Source organism: Flavobacterium sp. UBA6195 (assembly GCF_002422095.1).
Lineage (GTDB): Bacteria > Bacteroidota > Bacteroidia > Flavobacteriales > Flavobacteriaceae > Flavobacterium.
This window is the reverse complement of the sequence record NZ_DITB01000036.1, coordinates 7311-15938: the sequence shown is the minus strand read 5'-3', so window position 1 is coordinate 15938 and position 8628 is coordinate 7311. Positions and strand designations below refer to the sequence as shown.

Below are 8628 nucleotides of genomic sequence, written 5' to 3'. Positions count from 1 at the left end.
ATCAATCTATTCTTAAAAAATTGATCCATTCAGCAAGAGAACAAAAAAACGAAAGCATCGTACTAACTTTCTTTCCTCATCCAAGAATGGTTTTACAACAAGATTCCTCTATTAAACTATTAAATACGATAGATGAAAAAGCTACTTTATTAGAAAAATTTGGTCTAGACTACCTAATTATTCAACCTTTTGATGAAACTTTTTCAAATATGTTGGCAGAAGATTTTGTAAAAAATGTTTTAATTGATAAATTAAATATTCACAAAATCATAATAGGTCACGATCATCGTTTTGGCAAGAACAGAATTGCAGATATTAATGATTTAATTGACTTTGGCAAAAAGTATAATTTTGAAGTAGAACAAATCAGTGCTCAAGATATTGATGAAATTACTATAAGCTCAACAAAAATTAGAAAAGCCCTTTTAGATGGTAAAATTAAATTAGCTAATCAATTTTTAGGATATTCCTATTTTATCTCAGGACATGTAATAGAAGGAAAAAAAATTGGCAGAACCATTAATTTCCCTACAGCTAACATTCAAATTAACGAAAGTTATAAATTATTGCCCAAAAACGGCGTTTATGTAATTTCAAGTATAATCAACAATGTTTTATACTTTGGCATGATGAACATAGGGAAAAACCCAACCATTGGAGAGAACCAACAATCTATTGAAGTACATTTTTTTGAACTAAACGAAAATATTTACAATAAAAACTTACAAATATCTATTCTAGAACACATTAGAGAAGAGCAAAAATTCAACTCACTAACCGAGTTAAAAGCCCAACTTGAGAGGGACAAATTATTTTCACTAAATTACATTCAAAATTTAAAATGAACTTTTTTTTCAAAGCAATAGATAACAGTCCATTAATTGTTTTCCGAATCTTTTTTGGATTTTTAGTTGCTTGTGAAAGTTTTGGTGCCATTGTAACAGGATGGGTAAAACGAGTTTTTATTGACCCCGAATTCACATTTTCTTTTATTGGCTTTGACTGGCTTCAACCTTTGCCTGGTTATGGCATGTATTGCTATTTTATTCTAATGGGATTTTTCGGATTAGCGATAATGCTTGGTTATCGATACCGAATCGCCATAATTGCCTATACTCTTTTGTGGGCTGGCGCCTATTTCATGCAAAAATCATCATACAATAATCATTATTACCTATTGCTTTTAATTAGTTTATTACTGATTTTTCTTCCCGCAAATCGTTATGCTTCGCTTGATGTTAAACAAGATCGTGTTAAAGAAGAAAATACGATGCCTTATTGGATTAGTTTTTTATTTATTATTCAAATTGCTATTGTTTACATTTTTGCTTCGATAGCAAAATTATACCCAGATTGGTTAGACGGTACATTTACACGAAATTTACTTGCCGACTCAACTAAAGTAATTGCTCTAAAAAAACTATTTCTTCATAAATGGTTTTTTATGTTTATTGCTTACATGGGTATACTTTTTGATTTGTTAATAGTCCCTTTGTTATTGTTTAAAAGAACTAGAATCTTTGCTTTAATTGCTTCTTTAATATTTCACTTATTTAACGCAGTATTTTTAGAAATCGGAATTTTTCCTTTTTTTGCATTGACTTTCGCCTTGTTCTTTTATGAACCCGAGACTATTCGAAGACTATTTCTTAGAAAAAAGCCAAAGCTTGAAGATGAAAACTTAAGTCAAAATTTCTACGGAAAAAGAATCCTTTATTTTTTAATGATTCCGTATTTAATAATTCAAATTGCACTACCTCTTCGTCATCATTTTATTGAAGGTGATGTGCTTTGGACAGAAGAAGGACACCGATTAAGTTGGCGCATGATGCTTCGCGAAAGAAATGGGTATATTACTATTAAAATTAAAGATACGATATCAGGAGAAGAATCTATTTACAATTACAGAAAAAACCTAACAGATAAACAAGCCCAAAATTTAGCCACAAAACCCGATTTCATTTGGCAATACTGTCAACGCATTAAAGAGGAATATAAAGGAAAACCTATTGCCATTTATATTGATTGTAAAAACAGCATCAATCGAAAAGAATACAAAACATTAATTGACCCAAAGTTTGATATGGCTAAGGCCAAATGGAGTCATTTTAAACATAACAAATGGATTGAACTCCAATAAAAAATCCCGATTTTCATCGGGGTTTATTTTATTTACTCATTTCTGTAAAATACTTGTAGAATAGCGGAATAGTTTCAATACCTTTTAAGTAATTGAAAACCCCAAAATGCTCGTTTGGCGAGTGAATCGCATCACTATCTAAACCAAAGCCCATTAAAATTGTTTTACTCTTTAATTCCTTCTCAAATAAAGCTACAATTGGAATACTACCTCCTGAACGAACAGGAATAGCAGGAACTCCAAATGTTTCTGTGTACGCCTTATTAGCCGCTCTATAACCAACGCTATCAATTGGCGTAACATAACCTTGTCCACCATGATGTGGTTTTACCACTACTTTCACTGATTTAGGCGCGATACTTTCGAAATGTTTTTTGAATAATTCGGTAATTTCTTCCCAATCTTGGTTAGGTACTAAACGCATCGAAATTTTAGCATATGCTTTACTTGCGATAACTGTTTTAGCTCCTTCACCTGTATAACCACCCCAAATTCCGTTAACATCTAAAGTTGGACGAATAGAATTTCTTTCATTGGTAACATAACCTGTTTCTCCATGAACATCTTCGATATCTAAGGCTTTTTTGTATTTTTCTAATGAGAATGGTGCTTTTGCCATTTCAGCTCTTTCAGCAGCAGATAATTCTTCTACTTTATCGTAAAAACCTGGAATCGCAATGTGATTGTTTTCATCATGTAACGAAGCAATCATTTTAGTTAACACGTTAATTGGATTCGCAACAGCTCCTCCATATAATCCCGAATGTAAATCTCTATTTGGACCCGTAACTTCAACCTCAACATAACTCAAACCTCTTAAACCAGTTGTAATTGAAGGTTGTTGGTTAGAAATCATTCCCGTATCTGAAATCAAAATTACATCATTCGACAATTTTTCTTGATTACGTTCTACGAACCAGCCCAAACTTTTCGAACCTACTTCTTCTTCCCCTTCAATCATAAATTTTACGTTACATGGCAAACAATTGTTTTGAATCATATATTCAAAAGCTTTTACATGCATGTACATTTGACCTTTGTCATCACAAGCACCACGAGCAAAAATAGCTCCTTCAGGGTGAATTTCTGTTGTTTTAATTACAGGTTCAAAAGGAGGTGATGTCCATAATTCCATTGGATCTGGTGGTTGCACATCGTAATGTCCATAAACTAAAACCGTTGGTAAATTTTTATCGATAATTTTTTCTCCGTAAACAATTGGATAACCCGGCGTTTCGCAAAGCTCTACGAAATCGCAACCTGCTTTTTCTAAACTTGCTTTAACTGCTTCGGCCGTTAATACGACATCGTGAGCATAAGCGCTATCAGCACTTACTGATGGTATTTTTAAAAGTTCGATTAATTCGCTTAAAAAACGTTCTTTATTTTCTTGAACGTATTGTTTTATATTGTCCATTGTGATTGTTTGATAAAGTTCAAAAATACAAAAAATGTTGAAATCAAATCCATAAATTTGCCACTATAAAACACAAATTAAAAACCATAAATTAATTGAAGACTAATAAAACCTCATTTTCCTTACAAGAAATCTATTCAAAGATGGAATATTATTGTTCTTATCAAGAACGTTGCTACAAGGAAGTAGAGGAAAAATTATATTCGTTTTCTATAAATTCTACTGAAAAAGAGGGAATTCTGACCTATCTAATCGAAAACAATTTTATCAATGAAGAACGTTTTGCTCAAAGTTTTGCTCGTGGCAAACACAATTATAAATTATGGGGTAAAAACCGCATTGTGAACGAATTGAAATTTCGAAACATCTCCTCTCGCATCATCACAATAGCTTTAAAAGAAATTCCAGAGGAAACCTATAAAGAAAATTTCCACCAATTGTCGGAAAAACATTGGAACAGCATCACCGAACGAAAAGGGCAAAAGAAAAATAAAAAATTTGTCGATTTCTTACTTCGAAAAGGCTATGAAACGAGTTTGATTTATGAGAAGCTAAAAGAGTTGGAAGTGGGGAGTTAGAAGTGGGGAGTTGTTACACAGAGCCACACGAAGTCAACACAGCGTTTCACGAAGATATAGTTATGTTCCTTATGTGGTTTAAAAAACTTTGCGTGGCTTTGCGTTAAAACATTTGTGTAACCTTTAAGCCGCAGATTCTCAGATTTTAAAAATTATTTTGCGTGACTTTGCGAAAAAACTTTGCATGGATTTGCGTTAAAATATTTGTATCACAATAAAATCGTACTTTTGCAAAAAATAATCCATGTTAGAAAATAAAGACCAATCAAGAACGAGTTTATCGCAACTAGGCGAATTTGGCTTAATTGAACACTTAACTAAAAATTTTACTATTAGTCAAGAATCAACACTAAAAGGTATTGGTGACGATGCGGCGGTATTGAATTTTGGTGATAAAAAAGCGGTAATTTCTACCGATTTATTAGTTGAAGGTGTTCATTTTGATTTGGCTTACATGCCATTAAAACATTTAGGTTACAAAGCCGTTGTTGCGAATGTGTCTGATATTTGTGCGATGAACGCAACTCCAACTCAAATTACGGTTTCGGTAGCGGTTTCGAATCGTTTTCCATTGGAAGCTTTGGAAGAACTGTTTGATGGCATAACGTTAGCCTCTAAAATTTACAATGTAGATGTAATTGGTGGCGATACCACTTCTTCGCAAAAAGGGTTAATTATTAGTATAACTGCAATTGGTGAAGCAAATTCAGAAGATATCGTGTACCGAAATGGCGCAAAAGAAAATGATTTATTAGTGGTTTCGGGTGATATTGGTGCGGCTTACATGGGATTACAAGTTTTGGAACGCGAAAAACAAGTGTTTCAAGTGAATCCAAACAACCAACCGGTTTTAGACGATTACACGTATTTAATTGAACGTCAATTAAAACCAGAAGCCAGAACTGATATAAAGGAACTTTTAGAAAAATTAGAAGTAAAACCAACCGCCATGATTGATATTTCAGATGGTTTATCGTCGGAAATTTTACATTTGTGCAAACAGAGTAATGTAGGTTGTAATTTGTACGAAGAGAAAATCCCAGTGGATCCGCAGTTGATTAATGTATGTGAAGAATTTAATTTAGACATCACAACCGTAGCGTTAAGTGGTGGCGAAGATTACGAATTGCTTTTCACGATTAAAATGGAAGATTTTGACAAAATCAAAGGCAATCCAAATTTTACGGTAATCGGACATATGGTTGCCGCTACTGAAGGAAATCATTTAATCACAAGAGCGAATACAAAGATTGCATTGAAAGCTCGAGGGTGGAATGCTTTGATTGATTAGTTTACAGTCGCAGTATTCAGTCGCAGTTTAAAAAGCTTTAGAGATAAAAACCCCGAATTTCAAATGAAATTCGGGGTTTACTTTTTACTTTGAGCTTTTTACTTTTTACTTCTCAACTACATTTTCATCAACCAGTTTCTCATCGAAACTTCGTTGTTAATGATATCTCGTAATTCTGAAATCTTCACTCTATCTTGTTGCATGGAATCTCTGTGACGGATGGTTACCGTTTCATCTTCTAATGTTTGATGATCTACTGTAATACAGAAAGGTGTTCCAAGAGCATCTTGTCTTCTGTAACGTCTTCCAACTGCGTCTTTTTCATCATACGCTACGTTGAAATCCCATTTTAAATCATCGATGATTTTACGTGCTACTTCTGGTAAACCGTCTTTTTTAACTAATGGTAAAACAGCAGCTTTTGTTGGTGCTAATACTGAAGGTAAACGTAAAACTGTCCTTGTAGAACCATCTTCTAACACTTCTTCTTGTAATGACTTTGAAAATACTGCTAAGAACATTCTATCTAATCCTACTGAAGTTTCTACTACATAAGGCACATAGTTTTTGTTTTCTTCGGTATCGAAATATTGTAATTTTTTACCTGAATATTGTTCGTGTGCTTTCAAATCGAAATCGGTTCTCGAGTGAATTCCTTCTAATTCTTTGAATCCGAATGGGAAATTAAATTCGATATCCGCAGCAGCATTAGCGTAATGTGCTAATTTTTCATGGTCATGGAAACGATAGTTTTCTTTTCCTAAACCAAGTGACTGATGCCAAGCTAAACGTGTTGTTTTCCAGTATTCGTACCATTTCATTTCTTCACCTGGTTTTACGAAAAACTGCATTTCCATTTGTTCAAATTCGCGCATACGGAAAATGAATTGTCTTGCTACGATTTCGTTTCTAAACGCTTTACCCGTTTGAGCAATTCCAAAAGGAATTTTCATACGTCCCGTTTTTTGAACATTTAAAAAGTTTACGAAAATACCTTGAGCCGTTTCTGGACGCAAATATAAATCCATTGCGTTTTCAGCAGAAGCACCTAATTTAGTTCCGAACATTAAGTTGAATTGCTTTACATCGGTCCAGTTTTTTGAACCGCTTTCTGGACAAGCAATTTCTAACTCTTCGATTAAAGCTTTAACATCAGCAAGGTTTTCTGTCTCTAAAGAACGCGCCATTCTTTCTAGAATTTCTTTCTTTTTAGACAAATATTCCATCACACGAGGATTTGTTGTTTTGTATTGTTCTTCATCAAATGAAGCTCCAAAACGCTCACGTGCTTTGTCGATTTCTTTTTGTGCTTTTTGATTTAATTTTTCGGCATAATCCTCAATTAAAACATCAGCGCGGTATCTTTTTTTAGAATCTTTATTATCGATTAATGGATCATTAAAAGCATCAACGTGTCCAGAAGCTTTCCAAGTGGTTGGATGCATTAAAATTGCAGCGTCTAATCCTACAATATTTTCGTGCATTTGCACCATAGATTGCCACCAGTATTCACGGATGTTCTTTTTTAACTCCACACCATTTTGTGCATAGTCATAAACCGCACTTAAACCATCGTAAATTTCGCTCGACGGAAATATAAATCCGTACTCTTTTGCATGCGAAACTACATTCTTAAAAATATCATCTTGTTTTGCCATAGTGCAAAAGTAAAAATAGGAATGAAATAAAGAAAAGAAATTAGAGAATAAAAACAAGAATTGTTAATATTCGAAAACGGTTGTACCAATTTTAACGAAATCGTGGTAAATATTGATTTTATATTTACCTCTAATTGTCTTTTTTTGCTCTAAATCAACATAAGTACAAACATCTGTATCTTGTCTTTGATAATTAGTACTTACAGATGCACTGTATTGAAGTTTAATATTATTTTCTGTTTCAACATAGGTATTCTCGGAGGAAATAATTTGATTTTTAGGATTTACAACCTGAACAAATATGGTTTTATTTCCCGCCTTAACAAATTGGTTTTCTTGTAACGTAAAACAAACTCTCAATTGTTGAATTTTTGGCTCACGTAAATTATAACTTTCAGAATAAATTTTAACTCCTTTTGCATTAACATTTAAAGCATTAAGATAGTCGCTTTTTATCAAACTCCTAATATTAGAGTCTACATTATTATTTAACGATTTGCCAACGATATTAGACTTCCCAATTTGTTGTTCTTTGGTAAAAAACATTATTGAGTCATCAACAGATTTAAATTTAGATGCATTTTTAAAAGATTCAGAGTTTATTAACTTTATTTCTTGACTGAATCTGATACTATCTGCTTTGTTCTTTATACTTACAGAATCATATTTATAAAGAATTTCTGTTAATTGACTTTCAAGTACTTTATTTTCTAATTCAGAACTATCCATGTAGTCTTTAAAATCAATCGAAACCTTGTAATATTTGACACCTAGAAACAAAGAAATAAGCATTAAAAAAATGATACTTACTTTTAGTGTTTTATTTTTTTTAAGCGCCATGTTAATTTTTTTATATAAATTTATTTAAAAATGTTAATGCTTTTATAATTAATCGATAAAATGCTAAAATATCTGATAAACTTAATTTTCCCAAAACTATNNACTATGCTTTGGCTGTAATTCGTTACTACTAAATAATGAATCTATTCTATGTAGCAAATGCATTCATGATATGCCCTTCACACTACATCATCTTTTAGACAACAATGATACAACAAAAAAATTTTATGGCATAATACCAATAGAATTTGGCTCTTCAATGTTATATTTTCATCAAAATGGTATAGTTCAAAATCTAATTCATAATCTAAAATACAAAAACCAACAACAGATTGGTAGTTTTCTTGGAAAATTATATTCTGAAGATTTAAAATCGGTTACTAAAATAAAAACAATGTCAGAAATTATCCCTGTTCCACTTCACAAGAAACGACTTGAAGAGCGAGGTTATAATCAAGTAACTACTTTCTGTGAAGCATTATCTAATGAATTAAAGATTCCGCTTAACAACTCATTATTGTACAGAAATTATTATTCAAAAACACAAACAAAAAAAGATAAAGAAGCTAGAAAAGAGGTTAGTAATGCCTTATTTGATGTGCATTATACAGAAAAAGATCACAACAAACACTTTTTACTAGTTGATGACGTAATAACTTCTGGCGCAACCCTTGAAGCATGTGCAAGAACTTTGCTAAAAATAC

At 32.3% G+C, this 8628-nt stretch carries 8 protein-coding genes; 5 read left to right on the top strand and 3 right to left on the bottom strand.

What is annotated here, in order from left to right; all coding sequences use genetic code 11:
- Both B4I81_RS02755 and B4I81_RS02750 read left to right on the top strand, forming a co-directional pair.
- A partial coding sequence (locus tag B4I81_RS02755; protein WP_291107180.1) for a bifunctional riboflavin kinase/FAD synthetase occupies window positions 1-845 on the top strand: 845 nt, incomplete at its 5' end.
- Window positions 842-2140 (top strand): HTTM domain-containing protein, encoded by a 1299-nt coding sequence (locus B4I81_RS02750; RefSeq protein WP_291107177.1) that lies wholly within the window; start codon window positions 842-844, stop codon window positions 2138-2140. The genes B4I81_RS02755 and B4I81_RS02750, both read left to right, overlap by 4 nt.
- A 28-nt stretch (window positions 2141-2168) precedes the next feature.
- Here B4I81_RS02750 and B4I81_RS02745 read toward each other — a convergent pair whose 3' ends face one another.
- On the bottom strand, window positions 2169-3557 hold the full coding sequence (locus B4I81_RS02745) for a dipeptidase (RefSeq protein ID WP_291107174.1): 1389 nt from the start codon (window positions 3555-3557) through the stop codon (window positions 2169-2171).
- Window positions 3558-3700: 143 nt separating this feature from the next.
- Here B4I81_RS02745 and B4I81_RS02740 point away from each other — a divergent pair, with 143 nt between their 5' ends.
- Together B4I81_RS02740 and thiL are read left to right on the top strand one after the other, a co-directional pair.
- Entirely contained in the window at window positions 3701-4135 is a 435-nt protein-coding gene (locus tag B4I81_RS02740) for a regulatory protein RecX (protein ID WP_291107171.1), read from the top strand.
- A 244-nt stretch (window positions 4136-4379) separates the two neighbouring features.
- A complete protein-coding gene (gene thiL / locus B4I81_RS02735) occupies window positions 4380-5426 on the top strand; it encodes a thiamine-phosphate kinase (protein WP_291107168.1) in 1047 nt (348 codons plus the stop codon).
- 116 nt (window positions 5427-5542) lie between these two features.
- Here the strand turns inward: thiL and B4I81_RS02730 are convergent, their stop codons facing one another.
- Complete coding sequence (locus B4I81_RS02730; protein WP_291107166.1) at window positions 5543-7084, bottom strand: glycine--tRNA ligase; 1542 nt, start codon at window positions 7082-7084, stop codon at window positions 5543-5545.
- Window positions 7085-7147: 63 nt separating this feature from the next.
- Entirely contained in the window at window positions 7148-7924 is a 777-nt protein-coding gene (locus tag B4I81_RS02725; protein WP_291107163.1) for a hypothetical protein, read from the bottom strand.
- A gap of 394 nt (window positions 7925-8318) precedes the next feature.
- Here B4I81_RS02725 and B4I81_RS02720 point away from each other — a divergent pair.
- The coding region (locus B4I81_RS02720; protein ID WP_291107160.1) for a ComF family protein at window positions 8319-8628 on the top strand (310 nt) is incomplete at its 3' end.